Source organism: Teichococcus aerophilus, from assembly GCF_014490485.1.
Lineage (GTDB): Bacteria > Pseudomonadota > Alphaproteobacteria > Acetobacterales > Acetobacteraceae > Pseudoroseomonas > Pseudoroseomonas aerophila.
This window is the reverse complement of record NZ_JACTVA010000004.1, coordinates 129,433-153,172: the sequence shown is the minus strand read 5'-3', so window position 1 is coordinate 153,172 and position 23,740 is coordinate 129,433. Positions and strand designations below refer to the sequence as shown.

Below are 23,740 nucleotides of genomic sequence, written 5' to 3'. Positions count from 1 at the left end.
CCGCCGACCTGCCTGTGATCGGGCTGGCTGAGGTGCGGGCCGCCGCGGCCCGCATCCAGGGTGCGGTGTTGCGGACGCCCACCCTGCCCTCCCACGCCGTCGGGCGCGCGGTGGGCTGCGACGTCTGGCTGAAGCTGGACAACCTGCAGGCCACCGGGGCCTTCAAGGAGCGTGGCGCCGCCAACCGGCTGGCGCTGCTGACGGCGCGGGAACGCGCGGCGGGTGTCGTCGCCATGTCCGCCGGCAACCATGCCCAGGCCGTGGCGCGGCATGCCAGCCTGCTGGGCATCGCCGCCACCATCGTCATGCCGAAATTCACCCCCTCGACCAAGGTGACGCGCACCGAGGGCTGGGGCGCCAGGGTGGTGCTGCACGGCGAGATGCTGGCCGAGGCCGCCGCCTACGCCCACGACCTGGCGCTACGCGAGGGGCTGACCTTCATCCACCCCTATGACGACCCCGGCGTCATCGCCGGCCAGGGCACCATGGCGCTGGAGATGGTCGAGGACGCGCCGGAGATCGACACGCTGGTCATCCCGGTCGGCGGCGGCGGCCTGCTCGCCGGCTGCGCGGCCGCGATTGCCGAGCTGAACCCGCGCGTGAAGATCTATGGCGTCGAGGTCGAGGGCTATCCGGCCATGGCGCAGCGCCTGGCCGGGCAGCCGGTGGCCGTCGGCGGCCCGACGGTGGCCGAGGGCATCGCCGTGCGCGATGTCGGCGAGGCGCCCTACGCCTTGCTGAAGCGCCTGGGCGTCGAGGTCCTGATCGTGCCGGAGCGTGCGGTGGAGCAGGGCATCGCCCTGCTGGCCGAAGGTGCCAAGGTGGTGGCGGAAGGCGCCGGTGCCGCTGGCGTCGCGGCGCTGCTGACGCATCCGTCCCTGTTCGCCGGCAAGCGGGTCGGCACGCCGGTCTGCGGCGGCAATATCGATGCGCGGGCGCTCTCCAACGTGTTGCTGCGGCAGTTGCTGCGGGATGGCCGGCTGCTGCGCCTGACCTTCGATATCCCCGACCGCCCCGGCATGCTCTCCGACATCTCCCGCCGCATCGCTGATGCCGGCGGCAATGTCATCGAGGTCAAGCACCAGCAATTGTTCGGCGCCCCCACGGTGCAGTCGACCGAGCTGGAGCTGATGATCGAGGTCCGCGACTCGGCGCAGGGCAACGCCATCATCGCCGCGCTGGCGGCCGCCCAGTACGTCGTCCGCCGGGGCTGAGCGTGGCTGGGACGGAGGCTTCGCCGGCCGCGGACCGGCGTCGGCGGCAACGGCGCCTGGGCTGGGCGCTGCTGCTGGTCGGCGGCCCGCTGGTGCTGCTGGCGGTGATGTTCGCGGTGCCGCTGCTGAGCAACATCATCGCGCTCTTCCTGCTACCGGCCCTGGCGGAATGTACCTCCAGCGCCGGCACCTTCAACCATTGCTGGCTGTGGGGCCGTGATGTGGCGGAGGTCGTCAACGGCTACAGCATCGGTATCTTCCTGGCGGGCCTGATCAACCCGATGCTGTTCATGAACCTGCTGACCATTTTCCTGCACCCGCTGCTGGCGCTGGCATGGTTCGTCGCCACCGTGGCGCTGGCCTGGGCCTGGACCAAGGGTCGCCGCGCGGCCGCATAGGGCCGGCGCAGGACAACAAGTCCGGGGAGGACGCCCTCCCCCGGCTCCCTCACATCTCCAGCGGTACGCCGGGCACCTGCTTGGCGGTATGGATCGTCTGCAGCGTCTGTACGCGGGAGACGGTGGCGTGCGAGGTCAGGCGGTTGGTCAGCGCATTCTCATGCGCCGTGTCGCGCGCCACCACGCGCAGCAGGAAGTCGCCGCCGCCGCGGATCATGTGGCACTCCCGCACCTCCGGCCACTGCTTCACCTCCTCCTGGAAGGCCTGCAGCAGGGTCTGCTTCTGGCTCTCCAGCCCCACCAGCGCGAAGAAGGTGATTTCCCAGCCCAGCGCCACCGGATCGACCTCGGCATGGTAGCCGCGGATGATGCCGGCTTCCTCCAGCCGCCGCACCCGGCGCAGGCAGGGCGGGGCGGAGAGATCCACGCGGCGCGCCAGCTCCACATTCGTCATGCGGCCGTCGGATTGCAGTTCCGCCAGAATCTGCCGGTCGACCGCGTCAAGGTTATCTATGGAATCGGGCATCAATTGAACCGTTCATTGCTCGCGCGGCGTTTCAAGCGCAATATCCTTGCATGGCCTCGCGTATTCAAGGCATCCGGGTTGCGGTATTCACCGATCTTGCCGATATCTTGTGCCCCGTGAGTGTTTCCAGGACCAAGACCTTGCCCGAACTGCATCGTACCCGCCTGCTGATCCTCGGTGCAGGCCCTGCTGGGTATACCGCGGCGATCTACGCCGCCCGCGCCGGGTTGCAACCCCTGGTCGTCGCCGGCATGCAGCCCGGCGGCCAGCTTACCATCACCACCGAGGTCGAGAATTTCCCCGGCTTCGCCGCGCCCGTCCAGGGCCCCTGGCTGATGGAACAGATGCGCGAGCAGGCCGAGCATGTCGGCGCCCGCATCCAGTACGACCTGATCACCTCCATCGACCTGTCGAAGCGGCCGTACCGCGCCGTGGGCGATTCGGGCGACACGTATGAGGCCGAGGCCGTGGTCATCGCCACCGGCGCCCAGGCCCGCTGGCTCGGCATCCCGGGCGAGAAGGAGCTGTCCGGCTTCGGTGTCTCCGCCTGCGCCACCTGCGACGGCTTCTTCTATCGCGGCAAGGATGTCGCGGTGATCGGCGGCGGCAACTCGGCGGTCGAGGAAGCGCTGTACCTGGCCAATCTGGCGAAGCACGTGACGCTGGTGCACCGGCGCGATTCGCTGCGGGCGGAGCGCATCCTGCAGCAGCGCCTGCTGGCCAAGTCCAATGTGACCGTGCGCTGGAACAGCGTGACGGAAGAAGTGCTGGCCCAGACCGGGGGCCACGCCCCCGTCGCGCGCGGCCTGGTACTGAGCGATGTGAAGACCGGCGAGCGGTCCGAGCTGGCGGTGGACGGCGTCTTCGTCGCCATCGGCCACTCGCCCGCGACCACCCTCTTCACGGGGCAGTTGGACATGGACGCGGAGGGCTACCTGGTGACCGAACCCGATTCGACCCGCACCAGCCGGGAGGGCGTCTTCGCCGCCGGCGACGTGCAGGACCGCGTGTTCCGGCAGGCGGTCACCGCCGCCGGCACGGGCTGCATGGCCGCGCTGGAGGCCGAGAAGTTCCTGGCCGCCGTCGAGGACCAGGCCCCCGCGCAGCACCAGGCGGCCTGACGCGCATGCCGTTGGATTGGGACAAGCTCCGCGTCTTCCACGCCGTCGCCGAGGCCGGCAGCTTCACCCATGCGGGTGAGTCGCTGAACCTCAGCCAGTCGGCCGTCTCCCGCCAGATCCAGGCGTTGGAGGAGGCCCTGCAGGTGCCGCTCTTCCACCGCCATGCCCGTGGCCTGATCCTGACCGAGCAGGGCGAGTCGCTGAACCGCACCGTGCGGGAAGTCTTCGCCAAGCTGGCGATGACCGAGGCGCTGCTGACCGAGAGCCGGGAGCGTGCCGCCGGCCGGCTGAAGGTGACCACCACCACCGGCTTCGGCGCCACCTGGCTGGCCCCGCGGCTGAAGAAGTTCATGACGCAGCACCCGGACGTGACCGTGACGCTGCTGCTGGACGACGACGACCTGGACCTGGCGATGCGGGAGGCGGACGTAGCCATCCGCATGCATCCGCCGAAGCAGCCGGACCTGATCCAGCGCCACATCGCCACCTTCGGCTACAAGATCGTCGGCTCAGCCGACTACCTGAAGCAGACCGGCATGCCGCAGCGGCCGGAGGACCTCGATAACCACCGGCTGGTCGTCTATGGCGACTACCGCCCGCCTGTCGAGAGCATCAACTGGCTGGTGGAAGCGGGCCGCCGCCCCGGCAGCCCGCGCCGCGCGGCTGTGGAGGTCAACAGCCTTCCGGCCATTCTCTATGCGGTACGCTCCGGTCTCGGCCTCGCCGCCCTGCCCGATTACATGGGTGAGCTGGCCGACCTGACGCAGGTGCTGCCGGAGCTGAAGTCCCCCCGCATCGATTCGTACTTCGTCTATCCCGAGGAAATGCGGCACTCCAAGCGCGTCGGCGTGTTCCGGGACTTCCTGGTGGCGGAACTGGCGGCGATCTCGTCGTCGTGAAAACTTCATCATGCGCTGGACGCATGGCCGTACGGTGATATTCATAGTGGGAGCATGACCGAAACGCGGATTATGTTTCGGTCATCCGGTGCTGAGCCGGAAAGGGTCTTAGGATCCTTCGTCTCCCAGACGTGAAGCCTCCCTGTTTGACTTCGGCCGCCACCCCCGGGTTGGCGGCCTTTTTTTGGCTGGGTCCTGGCTGTTGCCGCCCGGCCACATCTTTGCAGCCCCGTGAAAATTACGCGGAACCCTGAAGCCTTTCCGGTGTTGGAACCTCCGACAGAGATGAGGAGCGCCACATCGTGGGTGGCGAACACCATGAACCGGGCAAAGGAAATTCTAAGGTCATGAGACGCTTCAGCCAGCCGGCCCCGGTGGAGCAGCGCGCCATGGACCAATGGATGCAGCGTTCCCTGAAGGCCCAGTACACTCAGCCGGCGGAAGAGCCGATCCCGGATGAGTTGCTGGCCCTGGTCCGCACCTTCCCGCAGCACTGAAGACTTTGCCGTAGCAGAAAGGGCAGCGCGATCGTCGCGCTGCCATTTTGTCGTTTCTGGCCCGGTGGGGCGCCCGCAGCGCCGGCGGCTGGTATGTGGCCGCCGGCGCTGCCGCTCAATCCTTGACGGACGTCTCGGGCCGGTCGTTGCCCCGCGCCGTCTCGGTATGCCACTCGCCCTTCTTGTCCTGGTACTCGATCACCTCGGTCTCGGCCGAGCGCTGCTGGTGGTCGGCCGCCGCATGCGCGGCCTTCGCCGCCAGGTCGTGCGTCGGGTAGCTCTCCGAGAAGACGCCGTCGGCCTTGTAGGCCCAGCCGCCGTCATGCTGGACGACTTCGTAGACGAGCTTGCTCATGGTCCGTTCTCCGCTGCTGCTGCAGCATGGCCCTTCACCGGAGTGCGGGCCATCCTTCAGTGCCTGTTCAGCCGCATGATTCACGCATGCCGGTCGCAGTCCAGGCTCGTGCCCCCGCCACCGCCGCGTTCACCGCGCCCTGGGTGAAACGAGCCACGCCAGACGGCGGTTGCCGCATGGCGGAGCGACGCGGGCTTGGCAAGCGGCATGGCACGCGGTACCGGCATTTCATGGAAATCTACCTTCCCGCCCTCATGCTGCTCTCCGGTTCCGCGTTCATCCATTCGCGTTCCAACGTGCCGGAGCTGCGGCCGAGTTCCGAAGGCGCGGACCTGTTCTGGCGGCTGCTGGGCAAGCTGGCCTTCTTCCTGTGGATCGGCATGTTGATCTGGGGCGTCTATATGCGCCCACTGCACCATGTGGCGCTGGGCTTCGGCCTGTCCCTGCTGTTCAATGTGTTCCTCATCATCCGGGGCCCGAAGCCGTTCTGGCCGGCCCTGTCGATGCTGATGGGCGTGCTGGGAGTGGGGTTGAGTGTCTATCTCATCCTCGGCCCGGGCGCCGAGCTGGGAGCGGGCTGACATGCTGTTCGCGGATTTCACGTTGGAGGAGCGGGTCATCGGCGGCCAGTCGCTCCGCCTCCGCCGGGGTGGCAAGGGGCCGCCGCTGCTGCTGCTGCACGGCAATCCGCAGACGCACATGATGTGGCACCACGTCGCGCCGGTGCTGGCGCGGGACCACACCGTCGTCTGCGCCGACCTGCGCGGCTACGGCTTCTCCGGCAAGCCTGGCCCCAGCGCCGACCACGCCGCCTACTCCAAGCGGGCGATGGCGGCGGACATGGTGGCGCTGATGTGCGAACTGGGCTTCCCGCGCTTCGGCGTCGTCAGCCACGATCGCGGTGCCCGGGTGGCGCACCGCATGGCGCTGGATGCGCCGGAGGCGGTGGAGCGCCTGGCGGTGATGGATATCGTCCCCACCATCGAGCATTTCGAACGCACCGACATGGCCTTCGCCATGGGCTACTATCACTGGTTCTGGCTAGCCCAGCCGCACGACCTGCCGGAACGGCTGATCCTGCGCGACGTGGAGGATTGGTTCGACCTGCACACCGGGCGCGAGCCCAAGGACCGCAGCTTCTTCCACCCTGAAGCGCGGGCGGACTACCTGGCCGCCCTGCGCCAGCCCGGCACGGTCATGGCCATCTGCGAGGATTACCGCGCCGCCGCCACGATCGACCTGGAGCATGACCGCGCCAGCCGGGCAGCGGGGCAGAAGGTCGCCTGCCCGCTGCTGGCCCTATGGGGTGCCAAGGGCAAGATGGGCCAGTGGTACCAGCCGCTGGAGCTATGGCGCCAATACGCCACCGGCCCCGTCAACGGCGGCACCGTCCCCAGCGGCCACTACCTGGCGGAAGAGGCCCCGGACGCCGTGTTGGCGGCGCTGGAACCCTTCCTCGCCCGCTAAAATCAGCTCCAGGCGTCAGGCGGCCATCCGGTCGCCGTGATTGCCCTCGCCGATCTCCTCGACGATCTTGGCCACGAAGGCGTCGAGGTCCTTGGGCGAACGGCTGGTGACGATGCCCTTGTCGGTCACCACTTCCTGATCCACCCAGTTGGCGCCGCCATTCTTCACATCCGTCTGGATGGAGGCAAAGGAGGTCATGCGCCTTCCCTTGGTCAGCCCGGCCTCGACCAGCAGCCAGGGCGCGTGGCAGATGGCGGCAACGACCTTGCCGTTGCGGGCGAAGTCCTGGATCAGCGCGATGGCCTGCTGCTCGCCGCGCAGCTTGTCCGGGTTGATCTGGCCACCGGGCAGCACGATCGCGTCGTAATCGGCCGCCTTCACGGCGGAGAGCGCCTTGTCCACCTTCACCACCTCACCCCAATTGGGCGGCGAGGCCTCGCCATTCCAGGCGACGATCTTACCAGGCTGCTGCGTCTGCTCCGGCGCCACCACATCGACCGTGGCGCCCTTGGCGCGCAGTTGCTCGACGGGCACCAGCAGCTCGGATTGCTCGAAGCCATCGGTCGCCAGGACCAGGATGTGAGCCTGTCGGATATCGGGCATGTCGTGTCCTCCTTTCCGCTGTGGAAGTCAGGAGGAGGAACAGACGGACCGGCGCCAGGTTGCCGCAGGTCAGGGCAGTACGAAAGGCAGGTCGGTCGCGCCGGTATCTTCGCCATGGCGGGTCAGCAGCGCATGCGCCTGGCCGCGATGGTGGTTCTGGTGCAGGAAGAGATGCGTGACCGTGGCCACCATCGGGCGGACCATCTGCCGGCCCGCGCTCTGGCTGTACCAGCTGAGCTCGCCGTCCAGCGCGCTGTACTGCAACGCCTCCGCCCAGCGGGTGATGCGCGCATCCGTCGCCTGGCGCGCCGCCCACATCGCATCGAAATCCTCGATCATGCGTGGGCTGTCGGCAATGCCGACCGGCACGCCCTCTCCGCCATCGAAGCGGGACATCCAGATCGTATCGGCCCAGACCAGGTGGCACAGCGTGCCGTGCAGGGAGCCGAAGAAGGCGCCGCCATCTTCCCGCCGCACCGCATCCGGCAAGCGGGCAGCGGCGGCGTAGAAGCGCCGGTTCATCTCGGTGTTGTAGAGCGCCATCATGCGGCACCATTCCGCCGAGATCATCGGTTCAGATCTTCTTGTAGAACAGGATGGTATCGTGCAGCCGCCCCTCGGCGTCTACGGCATAGTCGGGAATGCGGCCGCCTTCCTGCCAGCCCAGCTCGCGGTACAGCGCCTCCCCCGCATCGCCGGCGCGGGTATCCAGCGTCAGCAGCGTGCGGCCAATGCCGCGCGCCGCCTGTTCCGCCCGCTGCATCAGCGCGCGGCCGGTGCCGGCGCGGCGGAAATCCGGGTGCACCAGCAGCTTCGCCAACTCCGCCCGGTGGCGCTGGTTGGCCGGAGTGCCGAGGTCCAGCTGCACCGTGCCGGCCATGCGGCCATCTACCCACGCCACCAGCAGCAGCCGGTTGGCCATGGCGACATCGCCCGAGACCTTGCGCCAGAAGCTGCGCGCCGCTTCCAGCGACAGCGGCGGCAGGTAGGACACGCTGGCACCGGCATCGACACAGGCAACCAGGATCTCCGCCAGCCGGCGCTCGGCGCTGGCGGCGGCGGCGGCGTCCAGCGCCTCCACCACCACGCCGCGCGCCGGCTTGGCGTAGCGGAATTCCAGCGACTTGGAGATATCGTCCAGGATGCGGATGGAGCCGGAGCGGACGAAGCCCCGCTTCTCGTAGAAGCGGTGCGCGGCATCGAAGCGCGTGTCGGTCCAGAGCACGATGCGGTGCGCGCCGGCCTGGATGGCGTGCGCCTCCGCCCCGCCCAGCAGCGTGTGCGCCAGGCCGGTGCCGCGCTGGGACTTCTCCACATACATCTTGCAGATTTCCCAGGCGTTGTCGGAGCCCAGCGGCCGGGTGGCGACCATGCCGACCAGCCGCCCCGCCTCTTCCGCCACCCACAGGGCACCGCCGGCCTTGGCGAAATAGGTGGCCAGGGCACGCAGCTCCGGCACCTCGCCATCCACGTCCAGGATGCAGTTGGGGTACTCGGCCCAGGCATCGCCGATCAGGCGGATATAGCCGGCCTCGTCACTGTCGAGGCCGGGGCGGATGACGGTGTTGTGGAGCACGGCGCTCACGACAGGCCTTTGCAAAAATCCTGGATGCGGGTGCAGGCCTCGCGCAGGCTCTCCGTATCCGTGGCGTAGGAAATGCGCAGGTACGGGCTCATGCCATAGGCGCCGCCATGCACGGTGGCCACCAGCTTCTCCTCCAGCAGCGCCAGGGCGAAGTCGCCATCGGTCTCGATCCGCCGGCCGCCAGCCGTGGTCTTGCCCAGGCAGCTGGCGATGTTGGGGTAGACGTAGAAGGCACCTTCCGGCTTGTGGCAGACGATGCCGGGGGCCTGGTTCAGCATCTCCACCACCAGGTCGCGCCGCTGGGCGTAGATGGCGGCGCGCTCGGCCACCAGCTCCTGCGGCCCTTCCAGCGCGGCGAGCGCGGCGGCCTGGGTGATGCCGCTGACGCCGCTGGTCACCTGCCCCTGCATGTTCACCATCGCCTTGATGACGGCCTTGGGGCCACCGGCATAGCCGACGCGCCAGCCCGTCATCGCATAGGTCTTGGACACGCCGTTGGCGGTGATGACGCGGTCCTTCAACCGCGGCTCCACCTCGGCGATCGTGCAGAACTTGAAGCCGTCGAACACCAGGTGCTCGTACATGTCATCGGTCAGGATCCAGACATGCGGGTGCTTCAGCATCACCGCCGCCAGGGCCTGCATCTCCTCCCGCGAGCACCCGGCGCCGGTCGGGTTGTTCGGGAAGTTCAGCATCAGCATCTTGGTCTGCGGCGTGATGGCGGCGTCCAGGTCCTCCGGGCGCAGCTTAAAGCCGTTGTTCTGCGGGCAGTTCACATAGACGGGCTTGCCGCCGGCCAGCTTCACCATCTCGCCATAGCTGGCCCAGTAGGGCACCGGGATCAGCACCTCGTCGCCGGGGCTGACGGTGGCCAGCAGTGCGTTCATCAGCACCTGCTTGCCGCCGTTGCAGACGCAGATCTCGTCCAGCGCGTAGTCCAGGTTGTTCTCGCGCCTGAACTTGGCCTGGATGGCCGTCTTCAGCGGCACGCCGCCATCCTGCGCGGGGTACTTGGTCTCACCACGCAACGCCGCCTGGTGCGCGGCTTCCACCGCATGCGGCGGCGTCGGGAAATCCGGCTCGCCCACGGCCAGGCTGATCACCTGCTTGCCCTCGGCCTTCAGCGCGCGGGCCCGCGTGCTCATCGCCACGATGGGGGAGACGGTGACGTCCTTCAGGCGTTCGGCGAGAGCAGGCATCGCTGGGTTCGACTCCGGTGGAGAAAGGGGAAGCGTATAAAGCCAGTCATAGTCCTGCTCGGCGGCGCGGACAAAGCCGGCGCGTTCGTACAGGCGCGCGGCCGGGCTCCGCTTCAGCACTTCCAGCCGCACGGGGCGGGCCGGTCGCAGCGCGGCGGCCTCCGCCAGCAGCAGGCGCAGGATGGCGGCGCCGGTGCCCTGGCCGTGCAACGCGGGCTCCAGATAAAAGCTATGGATCTCGGCGTGGTCGTCCTGGATGCCCAGCGCCACGGTGCCGAGGCGCTGCCCGGCACGCTCGACCACCCGCAATTCGCCGGTGTCGAAAGAAGCCCGCGCGCGGTTGCGCCGGCGCTCCGGGTCCCACCGCCCCAGCGCTTCCAGCTGGTCGCGCAAGGTGCGGATGGAGAGGTCCAGATACCACGCGAAATCCGCCTCCGCCGCGGGGCGGAAGCGGATCTCGGCATTGGTCACGCCAGGTCGCTCACTTCAGGCCGGCGCAGAAGCGCTGGATGCGCGTGCAGGCCTCGGTCAGGGAGGCATCGTCGGTCGCGTAGCTGGCGCGGAAATGGCCGGGAAACATGAAGGCCGAGCCATGCACGGCGGCCACGCCCTCGTCTTCCAGCAGCGCGGTGACGAAATCCTCGTCCGTCTCGATCTTCTTGCCGCTGGCGGTGGTCTTGCCGAGGCAGCCATGGATCGAGGGGAACACGTAGAAGGCGCCTTCCGGCACCAGGCAATGCACGCCCGGCGCCTTGTTGAGCAGGCCGACGACGAGGTCGCGGCGCTTCTCATACACCTGGCGCATCTTCTCCAGCTCGTCCTGCGGGCCGTTCAGCGCCTCGACCGCCGCCGCCTGGGAGACGGAGGAGGTGTTGGAGGTGGACTGGCCCTGCAGCTTGTCCATCGCCTTCACCAGCGCCAGCGGGGCGCCGGCGAAGCCGATGCGCCAGCCGGTCATGGCCCAGGCCTTGGAGCAGCCGTTCATGGTGATGGTGCGGTCCTTCAGACGCGGCTCCACCTCCACGATTGTCTTGCACTTGAAGCCGCCATAGACGAGCTTCTCGTAGATGTCGTCGGTGAACACCCACACATCCGGGTGGCGCAGCAGCACTTCGGCCAGCGCCTTCAGCTCGGCCTCGGAATAGGCCGCGCCGGTCGGGTTGGAGGGGTTGTTCAGGATCAGCCACTTGGTCTTGGGCGTAATCGCGGCTTCCAGCTGCTCCGGCAGCAGCTTGAAGCCCTGGTTCTGGCCGGCGGCCACAATAACAGGCTTGCCTTCCGCCAGAGTCACGATGTCCGGGTAGGACACCCAGCACGGAGCAGGGATGATGGCTTCGTCGCCCGGGCCCATCGTGGCCAGCATGGCATTGAAGATCACCTGCTTGCCGCCGGTGGAGACGACGATCTCCTCCGGCTTGTAGTCCAGCCCGTGCTCGCGCTTGAAGTAGTTGGCCGCGGCCTCCCGCAGCACCTTGGTGCCGGAGACGTCGGTGTACTTCGTCTCGCCCGCCTGGATGGCGCGGATGGCGGCATCCTTGACGTTCTGGGGCGTGTCGAAATCCGGCTCCCCGGCCGAGAGGCTAATGACGTTCTTCCCGCCGGCCTTCAGGGCGCGCGCCTTCGCCGTGATGGCGATGGTCTGGGAAGGAGCAATGCGGTCGAGCCGCTCGGCGGTCAGCTTCATAGGTTGAACGATCCAGCACCAAAGAACGGAACGGACCCTACCGCCGTGCTCACGGCCCGACAACCCGCCCTGCGGCCCGCCCAGCCATGACCCAGGCCACAGGGCTGGCTCCACGCCGGCCCCGCATCGCCGCCCCTGCCCTCAGCGCGGCATCACGGCGCGGTAGAGGTGCCACGTCGCGTGCCCCAGGACCGGCACCGCCACGGCGAGGCCGACGAACAGGGGGATGCTGGCCACCAGCAGCACCACCGCCACCACCAGCCCCCACAGCGCCATCGGCATCGGGTTCAGCGCCACGGCGCGCAGGGAGGCACGGATGGCGGCGCCGGCGCCCACCGGGCGGTCCAGCAGCAGCGGAAAGGAAATGACGGTCAGCGCCAGGACGGCGGCGGCGAACAGGAAGCCGGCGAAATTGCCCAGCACCATCAAACGCCGCCCGCCCGGCGTGCCGGTGAGCATCGCCAGGAAGTCGGCGGTCGAGGCCGGCACCATGCGGCCGAAGCTGCCGCGATAGATGGCCTCCGCCGTGAACAGCCAGGCGACGAAGATGGCCAGCAGCAACACCCCCAGCGCCAGGATGGAGGGCAGGGAGGGAGAGTGGCGCACGTCGAACGCATTCACCCAGCTGACGGGCAGCCCCTGCTCCCGCCTCCGGCTCAGCTCGTATACGCCCAGCGCGGCGACCGGTCCGACCAGCGCGAAGCCGGAAAGCAGCGGCCAGACCAGCGGCATCAGGTCCCGCCCCGCCGCGGCAGCGGCGGCGACCAGGCCGATGATGGGATAGATGATGGCCAGGAACACCAGCTGCGTCGGGCTGGCCGTAAAGTCGTCCCAGCCCTGGCGCAGGGCGCGCCACACCGCGCTGGTGCCGATGCGGCGGATAGCCGGCAGGCCGTCGGCCGCCGGGGCGATCTCGGTATAGGGCTGCGTGAGCGGCGCCATGGTCGTTCTCTCCCTCGGTTTCCCCGGTTCCCGGCCATGACGGCGCAGGAACCGCGATGGCATCGCGGAGGCCCGGAAAGCCGAGGGTTTCGCCCGAAGCGAGACAGGAGCGGACACGACGGCGGATGGCCGGGTCTGGCCCGCAAACCATGCGCCTCTCCCATCGCCGATCCAACACAAACCCGCCTTTGCCCATTCACGAGGCATCGATGCGGGCAGGAAGCCGGTATTTTAAGCATAAAGTTGCGCGCAGCGTCCGGACGACGAAAGAAGACTGCTTGAACGCCCGAATTTTCAGGCGTTATAGTGCCTGTATTCGGAACCTCGGTTCCATAAATCGGAACTGGCATGACGATCCTGGCCAACGCCGCCGACGTGCTCCGCTGCTTCACCTCCCAACGGCTGGAGCTGACATTGACCGATGTCGTCGCCCTGCTGGGGACGCCGAAGAGCAGCACCTCCCGCCTGCTGCGCGCGATGCGCGATGCCGGGCTGCTGGAACTTGCCCCGGCCTCCCGCCGCTACCGCCCCGGCATCTTGCTGTTCGAGCTGGGGCAGACCTACCGCCGCGCCTCCACCCTGCTGGCCCGGGCGGATGACGCGGTGGCACGGCTCTCCCGCCGCTTCGGCCATACCGGCTACGTCTCGGTGCTGGATGGCGCCGACGTGGTCGGCGTCGCGCATCATGAGGGCACCAGCGCGCTGCGCGTCGGCACCCCCATCGGCCGCCGGCTGGCGGGCTTCGCCAGCTCCACCGGCCGCTCCCTGCTCGCCCGGCGCGGCGATGCCGATGTGCGGGCGCTGCACCCACAGCCCTTGCGCCCCGTCCATCCGGCCTCCCCGGCCGATATCGATGCGCTGCTGGCCATGCTGGCCACCGTGCGGCGTGATGGCTACGCGACCTCGGCCGCCGAGGCGAATCCCGGCGTCGGCGCCATGTCCGTCGCCGTCGGTGAGCGCCAGACCGGCGAGGAAGTCAGCCTCTGCATCGTCTACCCCCTGGCCACCGTCTCCGACACGGAACGGGAAGCCATGCTGCATGCCCTGCTGGCCGAGGCGGCCGAGATCGCCGCGCTGGTGGAGGACCCGCTCGCCGGCCCTCGCCCCGCGCCGCACTCCGCCCCCCGCCCGCTTGCCCACAAGGCCGCCTGAAGGATGAACCCGACCATGGCCCCCACCACCCACCGCTGGCGCATCGGCTTCGACATCGGCGGCACCTTCACCGACTTCATCCTGTATGACGGCAACGAAGGCAGCGTGCGCCTGCACAAGCGCCTGACCACACCGCACGACCCCTCCGCCGCCGCGCTGCTGGGGCTGGAGGAGCTGGTGGCCATGGCCGGCATCGGCCTGGGCGACGTGGGCGAGATCATCCACGGCACCACGCTGGTCACCAATGCCGTGATCGAGCGCAAGGGCGCCAAGCTGGGCCTGATCACCACCCAGGGCTTCCGCGACATCCTGGAGATGGGCACGGAGCAGCGCTACGACATCTATGATCTCTTCCTCGGCTTCCCGGAGCCGTTGGTTTCCCGCGATCTGCGCCTGGAAGTGCCGGAGCGGCTGGATCGCGATGGCAACACGGTCACGCCGCTGGACGAGGCGGCGGTGCGCGCCGCGCTGCGCCAGTTGCTGGATGCGGGCGTCGAGGCCGTGGCCGTCTGCCTGCTGAATTCCTACCGCAACACGGTGCATGAGCAGGTCATCGGCCGCATCGCGCGCGAGGAGTTCCCGGAACTGGCCGTCTCGCTTTCCGCCGAGGTGGTCAGCGAACTCTGGGAATACCAGCGCGCCGTGACCACCTGCGCCAACGCCTATGTGCAGCCGCTGATGGACCGCTACCTGAAGCGGCTGGAGCGGGAGCTGGCGGCGCGGGGATTCACCGGCGCATTGCGGCTGATGCACTCTGCGGGCGGCCTGGTGTCGCCGGAGACGGCGCGCGCCTTCCCCATCCGCCTGCTGGAATCCGGCCCCGCTGGCGGCGGCCTGGCCACCGCCCTGTTCGGCGAGCTGGCTGGCAAGAAGGACGTGATCTCCTTCGACATGGGCGGCACCACCGCCAAGGCCTGCATGGTGGAGGATGGCCGCGTCGAAATCGCGCCGATGCTGGAAGCCGGGCGCGTGCACCGCTTCAGCAAGGGTTCCGGCCTGCCGATCAAGGCGCCCGTCATCGATATGATCGAGATCGGCGCGGGTGGCGGTTCCATCGCGCAGATCGACGAGGTCGGGCTGCTGAAGGTCGGGCCGCATTCCGCCGGTTCCGATCCCGGCCCGGCCTGCTACGGCATGGGCGGCACCAAGCCGACTGTGACGGATGCCAACCTCATCCTCGGCTACTACGACCCCGCCTTCTTCCTCGGCGGCCGCATGAAGCTGGACATGGCGGCGTGCGAGGCGGCGATGCAGTCGGTCGCGACGCCGCTCGGCCTCTCCGTGCCGGAAGCCGCCTGGGGCATCCACAAGGTGGTGACGGAAAGCATGGCCGCCGCCGCCCGCGTGCACCTGGTGGAAAAGGGCAAGGACCCACGCCGCTACGCCATGGTGGGCTTCGGCGGCGCCGGCCCGGCGCATGCGGCCGACGTGGCGCGCGTGCTGGGCGTGAAGGAAGTCATCATCCCGCCGGCCTCCGGCGCGGCTTCCGCGCTCGGCTTCCTGGCGGCGCCGCTGTCCTTCGAATCCGTCCGCTCCCTGCCCGTCGAGTTCTCGCCCGGCTTCGACGCCGCGCGCGTCAACGCCGTGCTGGATGAGCTGGAGGCCGAGGGCCGCAAGCACCTGCTGGGCGCCGGCACCGCCGCCGCCGATATCCGGGTCGAGCGCAGCGCGGACATGCGCCTCGTCGGCCAGATGCACGATATCAGCGTCGGCCTGCCCAGCGGCGTCATCGGCCAGGAGAGCCTGGAGGCGATCCGCGCCGAGTTCGTCAAGGCCTACGCCGCCCGCTACACCTCCGTCTACGAAGGCGCGCGGATGGAGGCGATCAACTTCCGCCTCCGCGTCGTCGGCCCGGTGCCGAAGCTCTCCCTCAGTGGCGCCACCGGCGGCGCCGATGCCGCCCAGGCGGTGAAGGGCACGCGCCGCGCCTGGTTCGAAGGCGGCTGGCACGACGCCACGGTCTATGACCGCTACGCGCTCTCCACCGGCTACACGCTGCAGGGCCCGGCGATCATCGAGGAACGGGAATCCACCACCATCGTGGCGCCGGGCGACAGCGTGACGGTGGATGAAAGCCTGAACCTGCGCATCGCCATCGCCGCCACCGTGCGCGCGGCGGACGGCATCACCGCCGACATGCCGCTGGACCAGGCCATCGCCCGCATCGAGGCCGACCCGATCGCGCTGGAGATCATGTGGTCCCGCCTGATCACGGTGGTGGAGGAGATGTGGCTGACCATCTGCCGCACCGCCTTCTCGCTGGTGATCTCGGAAAGCCAGGACTTCGCGACCGAGCTGCTGGACCCGACCGGCGAGACGCTGGCGCACTCCCCGCGCGCCATGCCGGTGTTCAACCTGACGCTGCCGCTGGCGGTGAAGGCGTTGCTGGAGCGCTACCCGGCCGAGACGCTGGTGCCCGGCGACGTGCTGATCACCAACGACCCCTGGCTCTGCGCTGGCCACTTGTTCGACATCGCCGTGGTGACGCCGGTGTTCCTGGACGGCAAGGTCGTCGGCCTGATGGGCACGGTGGGCCATGTCTCCGACATTGGCGGCACCAAGGACTCGCTGCGGGCCCGCGAGATCTACGAGGAAGGCTTCCAGATTCCGCCGATGAAGCTGTTCGAGGCGGGCCGCCCGAACGAAAGCCTGTTCCGCCTGCTGGCCGAGAATGTGCGGAACCCCGAGCAGGTGCTGGGTGACATCCACTCCTTCGTCGCCGCCAACGCGCTGGGCGGGGAGCGGCTGCTCTCCTTCCTCAACGACTACGGCATGAAGGATTTGCGCGCCCTGGCCGCCGTGGTGCAGGGCCGGTCCGAGAAGGCGATGCGCGATGCCATCCGCGCCCTGCCGGATGGCGAGTACAACAGCACCATCTGGAACAACCCGCTGGGCCAGCGGCTGGATTACCCGCTGAAGCTCACCGTCTCCGGCGACGAGATCGAGCTGGATTTCGAAGGCGCGCCGCCGCAGCTGCCGCAGGGTGGGCTGAATTCCACGCTGAACTACACGGCGGCCCACGCCACCTACCCGCTGAAATGCATGCTGACGCCGGGCGTGCGCGGCAATGCCGGCTGCTACCGCCCCTTCAGCGTCAAGGCGCCGGAGGGCTCGATCCTGAACCCGAAGCGCCCCGCTTCGGTCAATCTGCGCACGCGCACCGGCTGGTACCTGGCGCCGAACATCTTCCGCGCGCTGTCCGATGCCGCGCCGCGCCAGGTGCAGGCCAATACCGGCCTGCCGATGGCCGCCTACATGTACGGGCAGGATGCGGAAGGCCGCACCTATTCCGACATGCTGTTCATCGGCGGCGGCCAGGGTGCGTCCGCCCAGGGCGACGGCAAGAACGGCCTGCTGTGGCCGACCTCCGCCGCGAATACGTCTATTGAACTGTTCGAAGCGCGGGTCCCGGTGCTGGTACTCGAGAAGACCTTCATCACGGACACGGGCGGTGCCGGCAGGCACCGCGGCGGCCTTGGCCAGCGGGTCAAGGTGCGGAAGCTGCATGATGACGGGCTGACCACGCTGATCACCGTCTACCCCGAGGGCGTCGGCAACCCCATCGCCGGCCTGTTCGGCGGCAAGGCCGGCGGCGAGGCCAGTGGCCGCGTGCTGGATACCGAAGGCAACGAGGTGCTGAACTGCGGTACGGGCATGCTGGTGCAGATCGACCGTGATACGCAGGTGGTGGAAATCGTCCTGGCCGGCGGCTCGGGCTTCGGCGAACCCGCCGAGCGCGACCCCGCCGTGCTGGCACGCGACGTGCAGAGGGGCCTGGTATCGGAAGAGGGCGCGGCGCGCGACTACGCCGTGGCACCTGTCGCCGCGACGGCCTGAAGATGAACTTCCCCTGGGCCATGGAGAGAGCAATGCTGACAACGACACGACGTGGCGTCATGGCCGGCGGCGCCGCCCTGCTGGCGGGAATGGCCACGGGCCGGGATGCGCAGGCGCAGAGCCGCCGCATCCTGGTGATGGCCAGCAACCAGGACATCCCGAATTTCGACCCGCATGTGGCCAATGGCTACTCGGCGTCGATGGCGCTGCGGAACACCTATGACTCACTGGTCGGCGTGGCGGGCAACCCGCCCAAGCCGGTGCCGCAACTGGCGCAGTCCTGGACCATTTCCGACGATGGCCGGGAGTACACCTTCAAGCTGGACCCGGCCGCAAAATTCCATGACGGCTCGCCGGTGAATGCGGAGGCGGTGAAGTACTCCTTCAACCGCCTGCTACGCCTGAACCGCGGCAATGCCTGGATGATCGCCGGCGTCGTGGACCAGAACAGCGTCGAGGCCATCGACGCCACCACGGTCCGCATCAAGCTGGTCACGCCCTTCGTGCCGTTCCTCTCGGTGCTGCCCTGGGTGTGGATCGTCAACCCGGCGCAGGTCGAGGCCAATAAGGGCAGCGATGACGGCCAAGCCTGGCTGCGCTCCAACCTCGCGGGCTCCGGCGCCTTCCGCCTGCGCCGTGCCGAGGCCGGCAATCTGTATGAGTTCGAGCGCGTCGCCGATGCGTGGCGCAAGGGCGGCGGCAACCTGACCGGCGCCATCTGGAAGATCACGCGAGAGACGGCGACGCAGCGCCTGATGGTGCAGCGGGGCGAAGCGCAGATCGCCGTGGACCTGACCAGCGAGGACATGGATTCGCTGAAGGGCCGCGCTGGCGTCAACCTGGTCATCGAGCCCGAATACCGCACCTTCTCGATGAAGATGAACACGCGGCACGGCCCGCTGCAGGATGCGAATCTGCGCCGCGCCATCGCCTGCGCCTTCAACTACCAGGGCATGCTGGACGTCGCCGGCTATGCCGAGCTGATGAAGGGCCCCTTCCCCGAGAGCATCGACGGCTTCGACAAGGATCTGCCGGTCTATCGCACCGATCTCGCCCGGGCGAAGGAGTATCTGGCAAAATCCTCCACGCCGAATGGCGGCATCAAGATCACCGTCGCGCATGTCTCGGGTCTGGAGCAGCAGCGGCGCTGGGCGCTGGTGTTGCTGGACAGCCTGCGCGCGCTGAACATCGAGCTGGACATCAAGCCGATGATCTGGCCCGACATGGTCTCCGCCGCCCGCTCGCCCGAGACGACGCCGGACATCTTCATGGTGTACCAGACCGCCAATTACGGCGACCCGGACAACCTGGCCTTCGCCGGCTACCACTCCTCCCGCAACGGTGGCTGGCAGAACCCCACTTACGCCAACCCGGAAGTGGACAGCCTGCTCACCCAGGCCCGCGCTGAATCGGATGCGGAGAAGCGCCGCGCCCTCTATGTCCGCTTCCAGCGCGTGCTGATGGAGGACAGCCCCGACATCTTCGGCGTGCTGGAAAAGCGCAAGCTGGCCATGCGCAGCAACGTGCAGGGCTTCGCCTTCACCCCGGTGGCCTCCAACGCCATCGACCTGTTCCCGCTCTCGCTGGGCTGACCGCGCGCCATGGTCGGCTACATCCTGCGGCGGCTGTTGCTGCTGGTCCCGGTGCTGCTGGGCCTGTCCATGCTCGTCTTCGCCATCGCCCGGCTCCTGCCGGGGGACCCGGTGGCGCTGGCGGCGGGGCCGAATGCGACAGCGGCGGATGTGGCCTCCGTGGCACGGGAATTCGGCCTGGATCAGCCCCTGGTGGTCCAGTACTGGAACTACCTGACCGGGCTGTTCCGGGGTGACTGGGGCGTCTCCATCTTCACCCGCCGCCCGGTGGCGGAGGATCTCGCCGCCTACCTGCCGGCGACGCTGGAACTGGTGCTGGCCGCGATGCTGCTGGCCATCGGCCTCGGCATTCCGCTGGGGCTGATGGCGGCGGTGTTCCGCAACAAGTGGCCGGATTTCCTGGCGCGCACCGTCTCGCTCGGCGCCATCTCCATGCCGCGCTTCTTCCTTGGCCTGGTGTTCCAGCTGCTGTTCGCCATGTGGCTGGGCTGGCTACCGCTCTCCGGACGCTTTCCGCTGACCGAGGACCCGCCGCCGCAGATCACCGGCATGCTGACGGTGGATGCGCTGCTCTCCGGCCAGTTCCATGCCTTCGGCGTCGCGCTCTCCTACCTCGCGCTGCCCGCCATCGCCATGTGCCTGTCGCCGCTGGCCACCATCATGCGGATGATGCGCGCCTCGACGATCGAGGTGCTGCAACAGGACTATGTGTTGACGGAGCGCGCCCTCGGCCTCTCGCAGAAGCTGATCCTGTTCAAATACGTGCTGAAGAACGCCATCTCCGCCACGCTCACCGTCATCGGCTTGTATTTCGGCTGGCTGCTGGGCGGCACCGTGCTGGTGGAGACGGTGTTCGACTGGCCGGGCATCGGCCTCTACGCCACCCAGGCGGTGCTGACGCAGGACTTCATGCCGATCATCGGCGTCACCCTGTGCATCGGCGCCATCTTCGTGACCGTCAACCTGGTGGTGGACATGCTCTACGGCCTGCTGAACCCGAAGGTCCGCTACCAGTGAGCAGCACCACCGCGCATCCGCGCCTCGAATCCTGGCGGCGCGGCCTCTACCGCTTCCGCCAGTCCTGGGTTTCCGTGCTGGGTCTGCTGATCGTCTCGGTACTGCTGGTGCTCGCCATCGGCGGGCAGCACCTGGCGCCCTACCCGCAGCATATCGCCGGGCTGGTGGATACCAGCGCGCGGCTGCAGGCGCCCTCCACCACTTACTGGTTCGGCACCAACGAGCTGGGGCAGGACGTGTTCTCCCTCGTCGTCGCCGGCACGCGCATCTCGCTGCTGGCGGGCATGGCGGTGGTCATCGTCGGCGCGGCCTTCGGCGTGTTCGTCGGCGCCATCGCCGGCTTCCTCGGCGGCTGGGTGGATGAGGTGCTGATGCGCCTCGCCGACCTCAAGCTGACCGTGCCGGGGCTGATCCTGGCCATGGCGGTCGCCGCCGCGCTCGGCCCCGGCATCGTCAACATGGTCTTCGCCATCGCGCTCTCCTGGTGGCCCGGCTACGCCCGCCTGGTGCGCGGCGAGGTGATGGCCAAGCGGGAGGAGACATTCGTCCTCGCCTCCCGCGCCATGGGCGCCGGCACCAACCGGCTGCTGTGGAAGCATATCCTGCCGAACATCATGTCGCCGATCATCGTGAAGATGTCGCTGGACATGGGGTTTGCCATCCTCACCGTGGCGTCGCTCGGCTTTATCGGCATCGGCGTGAAGCCGCCGACGCCGGAATGGGGTTCGCTGCTCTCCGTCGCCCGCGTGAACATGCCGGATTACTGGTGGACGGCCATCTTCCCCGGCCTCGCCATCTTCATGGCCGTGTTCGGCTTCAACCTGCTGGGCGATGGCCTGCGCGACCTGCTCGACCCGAAGGCCCGTCGCTGATGAACCCCCCGTCGCTGGACACCGATACCCTGCTGGAGATCGACGACCTCAACCTCGCCATGCGCAGCTTCGAGGGCGAGATCCAGGTCCTCAACGGCGTCTCCTTCGCGGTGAAGCGCGGCGAGATCTGGGGCATCGTGGGGGAGACGGGTTCGGGCAAGTCGCTCACCGGCCTCACCGTCTCCCGCCTCGTGCCGACGCCGCCGGGGCGCTACCTGCGCGGCAGCGTGCGCTTCCAGGGCCAGGACGTGCTGAAGCAGTCGGAGGAGACGATGCGCACCCTGCGGGGCCGGCGCATCGGCATGATCTTCCAGGACCCCACCACCAACCTGAACCCCACCTTCCGCATCGGCACTCAGCTCGTGGACGTGGCGTTGCACGCGGCGAAGCTGGACCCGACCATCCTCGGCCTACCCGCCGGCGCCTCCCGCCGCGCGCGCCGCGCCGCGGCCGAGAAGGTGGCCATCGCCCGGTTGGAGGAAGTGGGCATCCCCAACGCGGCCGAGCGGGTGAACGACTACCCGCACCAGTTCTCCGGCGGCATGAAGCAGCGCGTGCTGATCGCCATGGCGCTGATCGGCCGGCCGGACCTGCTGATCGCGGATGAGCCGACGACGGCGCTGGATGTCTCCGTGCAGGCACAGATTCTGCGGCTGATCCATGGGCTGGTGGAGGAGCACAATCTCGGCGTCCTGTTCATCACCCACAATCTCGGCGTGGTGGCGCAGCTCTGCACCCATGTCGCGGTCATGTATGCCGGCGCCATCGTCGAATCCGGCCCGGTGCGGGATGTGCTGAAGCACCCCCGGCACGACTACACACGCGGCCTGCTCGCCTCCGTGCCCAAGCCCAGCATGAAGCGCGGCGAGCTGCGCGGCCTGGCTGGCGGCGCCCTGGCGGCCGAGGCCCTGGCGCCGCCACCGCCCCGCGCCGCCCCCGGCGGCACCATCATGGCCATCGAGCACGTGGTGAAGGAATTCCCCGGTGCCCGGCGTGGCTTCTTCGACCGTGCGCCGCCGGTGCAGGCCCTGCGCGATGTCAGCCTGAACATCCGCCAGGGCGAGAGCTTCGGCCTTGTCGGTGAGTCAGGGTCCGGGAAGACCACCCTCACCCGCTGCATCCTGCAACTGGAGAAGATCACCAGCGGCCGCATCGTCTATGACGGCATCGACCTGGCGGCGCAGACGCCGCAGCAGATGCAGGCCCTGCGCGCCCGTATCCAGATCGTGTTCCAGGACCCCTACGCCTCGCTGAACCCGCGCATGACCATCCGCGACATCATCGCGGAGCCGATGGAAATCCATCACGGCAAGCTGGGGCTGACGCCGCGCCAGCGCACAGACCGCGCGGCGGAACTGCTGGAACAGGTCGGGCTGACCACGCAGCACCTGAACCGCTTCCCGCACGAATTCTCCGGCGGGCAGCGCCAGCGCATCGGCATCGCCCGCGCGCTGGCCCCGAAGCCGGACTTCCTGATCCTGGATGAGCCGACCTCGGCCCTGGATGTCTCCGTCCAGGCACAGGTGCTGAACCTGCTGCACGACCTGCAATCGCGGCTGGGGCTGACCTATTTCTTCATCAGCCACGACCTCGGCGTCATCCGCTACATCTGCGACCGCGTGGCGCTGATCCACCACGGCAAGCTGGTGGAACAGGGTGAGACCGAGGACGTCTTCACCAACCCGCGCAGCGACTACGCGAAGATGCTGCTCGCCGCGATGCCGGACCCGGACCCGGACCTCTCGCCCCTGCGTCGGCGGGAAGCGGTGCTACTGTAGCGCGCCCCAGCGCTCCACCGCCGGTTCCGCGTTCGCCCATTTCCAGCCCTGCTCCTGCGCGCAGGCCGTGGCGATGATCGTCGCCGCGTCCTCGCCCTTGCCGACACCGATGGCGACCTCACGGCACTGCGCCAGCGGCGTGTCGATCACCCGCACCACCTGCACCGTGCCCTCGGCATCGCCATAGCCGAAGGGCAGCGAGTGTTCGGCCTTCCACGGCGCCACGTCGCCCGGCGCCAGCGTCCCGGCGACGCGGACGATGCTGTCCTGCTCCCCGCGCTGGATGTTGCGCATGACGTATTGGATGGTGGCGTCGGTCACGGCCTTGACGCTGATGCCCACGGCATAGCCGACGGCCGGGTTGGTGGTGGCCGCGCCGGTCAATGCGCCGGAGACACCGCCGACGATGCCGCCCACCGCGTTGCAGCCGGCCAGCGGCAGCAGCACCGCCAGCAGCGCCGCGCGCCGCGCGGCCCGCCGGGTCACTGCAAGGCTCCCCACCGTTCCGTGGCGGGTTCGGCGCTGGCCCATTTCCAGGTCTGGCCGTTGCGGCAGATGGCGGCGGTGTAGAAGGCGCGCTGCGGCTTCCGCTCCACCACCGTATCGACCGAGAAGACGATCTCCCGGCACTGGAGGCCGGCACCGCCGATCTCCCGCACCACCGTCACCTGGCCCTTCTCATCCGCATGCAGCGGCACGGCATAGCTGGCGTTCCAGGCCGCCACTTGGCCGATCGGCAATGGCCCGGCGATGGCGGCGATCTTGTCCTGCTGCTGCCGTTGCAGCCGCCGTTCGGTGTATTGCAGCCCGGCATTGGCCAGGGACCGCACCCCAAGGCCGATGCCGGTGGCGACGGCGCCGTTATCGGTCACCGCCGTGGCCAGCGCGGCGCCGCCGATACCGGCCACGTCCGCGGTGCCTTCCCGCACCAGGGACTGGCACCCACCCAGTAGAAGCGTAGCCAGAAGCAGGGAACGCAGAGGCAATCCAGAAGCCATTGTC

23 protein-coding genes are annotated in these 23,740 nt (G+C 68.6%); 13 read left to right on the top strand and 10 right to left on the bottom strand.

What is annotated here, in order from left to right; all coding sequences use genetic code 11:
* The first annotated feature begins 14 nt into the window (after positions 1-14).
* Positions 15-1,214, top strand: coding sequence for a threonine ammonia-lyase (locus tag IBL26_RS04240; protein ID WP_187783251.1), 1,200 nt, complete (start codon positions 15-17; stop codon positions 1,212-1,214).
* Positions 1,215-1,216: 2 nt separating this feature from the next.
* Positions 1,217-1,612, top strand: coding sequence for a hypothetical protein (locus IBL26_RS04235; protein WP_187783200.1), 396 nt, complete (start codon positions 1,217-1,219; stop codon positions 1,610-1,612).
* A gap of 49 nt (positions 1,613-1,661) precedes the next feature.
* Here IBL26_RS04235 and IBL26_RS04230 read toward each other — a convergent pair whose 3' ends face one another.
* Positions 1,662-2,138: an Lrp/AsnC family transcriptional regulator gene (locus tag IBL26_RS04230; protein WP_187783199.1), complete on the bottom strand. Its 477-nt coding sequence runs from the start codon at positions 2,136-2,138 to the stop codon at positions 1,662-1,664.
* A 140-nt stretch (positions 2,139-2,278) separates the two neighbouring features.
* Here IBL26_RS04230 and trxB point away from each other — a divergent pair, with 140 nt between their 5' ends.
* The 3 genes from trxB to IBL26_RS04215 all read left to right on the top strand — a co-directional run bounded on the left by trxB (position 2,279) and on the right by IBL26_RS04215 (position 4,655).
* Complete coding sequence (trxB, locus tag IBL26_RS04225) at positions 2,279-3,259, top strand: thioredoxin-disulfide reductase (protein WP_187783198.1); 981 nt, start codon at positions 2,279-2,281, stop codon at positions 3,257-3,259.
* 5 nt (positions 3,260-3,264) lie between these two features.
* Positions 3,265-4,158, top strand: a complete 894-nt coding sequence (locus IBL26_RS04220; RefSeq protein WP_187783197.1) for a LysR family transcriptional regulator — start codon at positions 3,265-3,267, stop codon at positions 4,156-4,158.
* 347 nt (positions 4,159-4,505) lie between these two features.
* Positions 4,506-4,655, top strand: coding sequence for a hypothetical protein (locus IBL26_RS04215; protein ID WP_187783196.1), 150 nt, complete (start codon positions 4,506-4,508; stop codon positions 4,653-4,655).
* Between the two features lie 115 nt (positions 4,656-4,770).
* On the opposite strand, the gene IBL26_RS04210 is transcribed toward IBL26_RS04215, so the two are convergent.
* Complete coding sequence (locus IBL26_RS04210) at positions 4,771-5,010, bottom strand: hypothetical protein (protein ID WP_187783195.1); 240 nt, start codon at positions 5,008-5,010, stop codon at positions 4,771-4,773.
* Between the two features lie 86 nt (positions 5,011-5,096).
* On the opposite strand from IBL26_RS04210, the gene IBL26_RS04205 reads away from it, so the two are divergent.
* Both IBL26_RS04205 and IBL26_RS04200 read left to right on the top strand, forming a co-directional pair.
* On the top strand, positions 5,097-5,591 hold the full coding sequence (locus IBL26_RS04205) for a hypothetical protein (protein ID WP_241748979.1): 495 nt from the start codon (positions 5,097-5,099) through the stop codon (positions 5,589-5,591).
* 1 nt (position 5,592) lies between these two features.
* Complete coding sequence (locus IBL26_RS04200) at positions 5,593-6,477, top strand: alpha/beta fold hydrolase (RefSeq protein ID WP_187783194.1); 885 nt, start codon at positions 5,593-5,595, stop codon at positions 6,475-6,477.
* A gap of 15 nt (positions 6,478-6,492) precedes the next feature.
* Here IBL26_RS04200 and IBL26_RS04195 read toward each other — a convergent pair whose 3' ends face one another.
* The 6 genes from IBL26_RS04195 to IBL26_RS04170 form a co-directional block, all read right to left on the bottom strand.
* Positions 6,493-7,080, bottom strand: a complete 588-nt coding sequence (locus tag IBL26_RS04195) for a type 1 glutamine amidotransferase domain-containing protein (protein WP_187783193.1) — start codon at positions 7,078-7,080, stop codon at positions 6,493-6,495.
* Between the two features lie 69 nt (positions 7,081-7,149).
* The gene (locus IBL26_RS04190) at positions 7,150-7,650 is read right to left on the bottom strand and encodes a DinB family protein (RefSeq protein ID WP_187783192.1); all 501 of its coding nucleotides are present in this window, start codon (positions 7,648-7,650) and stop codon (positions 7,150-7,152) included.
* 4 nt (positions 7,651-7,654) lie between these two features.
* Positions 7,655-8,665 carry a GNAT family N-acetyltransferase gene (locus IBL26_RS04185; protein ID WP_367615367.1) on the bottom strand — a complete coding sequence of 337 codons (1,011 nt, stop codon included), beginning with the start codon at positions 8,663-8,665 and terminating at the stop codon, positions 7,655-7,657.
* Positions 8,662-10,335: an aminotransferase class I/II-fold pyridoxal phosphate-dependent enzyme gene (locus tag IBL26_RS04180; protein ID WP_187783191.1), complete on the bottom strand. Its 1,674-nt coding sequence runs from the start codon at positions 10,333-10,335 to the stop codon at positions 8,662-8,664. The genes IBL26_RS04185 and IBL26_RS04180 overlap by 4 nt, the downstream gene beginning before the upstream one ends.
* Positions 10,336-10,345: 10 nt before the next feature.
* Positions 10,346-11,548 carry a pyridoxal phosphate-dependent aminotransferase gene (locus tag IBL26_RS04175; RefSeq protein ID WP_187783190.1) on the bottom strand — a complete coding sequence of 401 codons (1,203 nt, stop codon included), beginning with the start codon at positions 11,546-11,548 and terminating at the stop codon, positions 10,346-10,348.
* A gap of 141 nt (positions 11,549-11,689) precedes the next feature.
* Entirely contained in the window at positions 11,690-12,490 is an 801-nt protein-coding gene (locus tag IBL26_RS04170; protein WP_187783189.1) for a DUF2189 domain-containing protein, read from the bottom strand.
* Between the two features lie 348 nt (positions 12,491-12,838).
* On the opposite strand from IBL26_RS04170, the gene IBL26_RS04165 reads away from it, so the two are divergent.
* From IBL26_RS04165 to IBL26_RS04140, 6 genes are read left to right on the top strand one after another with little or no spacing between them, the layout of a single operon-like run.
* Complete coding sequence (locus tag IBL26_RS04165; RefSeq protein ID WP_187783188.1) at positions 12,839-13,642, top strand: IclR family transcriptional regulator; 804 nt, start codon at positions 12,839-12,841, stop codon at positions 13,640-13,642.
* Positions 13,643-13,657: 15 nt separating this feature from the next.
* Positions 13,658-17,479 carry a hydantoinase B/oxoprolinase family protein gene (locus IBL26_RS04160; RefSeq protein WP_241748978.1) on the top strand — a complete coding sequence of 1,274 codons (3,822 nt, stop codon included), beginning with the start codon at positions 13,658-13,660 and terminating at the stop codon, positions 17,477-17,479.
* A gap of 32 nt (positions 17,480-17,511) precedes the next feature.
* On the top strand, positions 17,512-19,071 hold the full coding sequence (locus tag IBL26_RS04155) for an ABC transporter substrate-binding protein (protein ID WP_241748977.1): 1,560 nt from the start codon (positions 17,512-17,514) through the stop codon (positions 19,069-19,071).
* A gap of 9 nt (positions 19,072-19,080) precedes the next feature.
* The gene (locus IBL26_RS04150; protein ID WP_187783185.1) at positions 19,081-20,088 is read left to right on the top strand and encodes an ABC transporter permease; all 1,008 of its coding nucleotides are present in this window, start codon (positions 19,081-19,083) and stop codon (positions 20,086-20,088) included.
* Entirely contained in the window at positions 20,085-20,960 is an 876-nt protein-coding gene (locus IBL26_RS04145; protein WP_187783184.1) for an ABC transporter permease, read from the top strand. The genes IBL26_RS04150 and IBL26_RS04145 overlap by 4 nt, the downstream gene beginning before the upstream one ends.
* Positions 20,960-22,738 carry an ABC transporter ATP-binding protein gene (locus tag IBL26_RS04140; RefSeq protein WP_187783183.1) on the top strand — a complete coding sequence of 593 codons (1,779 nt, stop codon included), beginning with the start codon at positions 20,960-20,962 and terminating at the stop codon, positions 22,736-22,738. Before IBL26_RS04145 ends, IBL26_RS04140 begins: the two co-directional genes overlap by 1 nt.
* Here IBL26_RS04140 and IBL26_RS04135 read toward each other — a convergent pair.
* Positions 22,730-23,224 (bottom strand): hypothetical protein, encoded by a 495-nt coding sequence (locus IBL26_RS04135; protein WP_206684135.1) that lies wholly within the window; start codon positions 23,222-23,224, stop codon positions 22,730-22,732. The two genes, IBL26_RS04140 and IBL26_RS04135, sit on opposite strands and share 9 nt — an antisense overlap.
* Positions 23,221-23,667, bottom strand: coding sequence for a hypothetical protein (locus IBL26_RS04130; protein WP_367615366.1), 447 nt, complete (start codon positions 23,665-23,667; stop codon positions 23,221-23,223). Before IBL26_RS04130 ends, IBL26_RS04135 begins: the two co-directional genes overlap by 4 nt.
* Between the last annotated feature and the right edge of the window lie 73 nt (positions 23,668-23,740).